Origin of the sequence: Vogesella mureinivorans, from assembly GCF_007644035.1 — a bacterium.
Taxonomy (GTDB): Bacteria; Pseudomonadota; Gammaproteobacteria; order Burkholderiales; family Chromobacteriaceae; genus Vogesella; species Vogesella mureinivorans.
In genome coordinates, this window is record NZ_VMTV02000866.1 from 1 (window position 1) to 290 (window position 290).

The 290-nt window shown below is 46.9% G+C and carries 1 protein-coding gene; it reads right to left on the minus strand.

Annotated elements, in window-relative coordinates:
* The coding region (locus FLQ44_RS25685; protein ID WP_206209016.1) for a cbb3-type cytochrome c oxidase subunit I at positions 1-290 on the minus strand (290 nt) is incomplete at both ends.

The window sequence follows — 290 nt, forward strand, 5'->3', positions numbered from 1 at the left end:
GGCAAATTTCGGGTCATACATTGCCACCCGCCGGGGCATTCCTTGTAAACCTAAAACGTGCATTGGCAAGAAAGTAACATTAAAGCCAATATACGTTAGGGCAAAATGAATGCGACCCCAGGTTTCGTTCATCATCCGTCCCGTCATTTTGGGGAACCAATGATAAAACGCTGAGTAAATGCCAAATACACTACCGCCAAACAGAACGTAGTGCAGGTGAGCAACGACAAAATAAGTGTCGTGAACGTGAATATCGAAGGGAACCGAAGCCACCATAACGCCGGTGATCC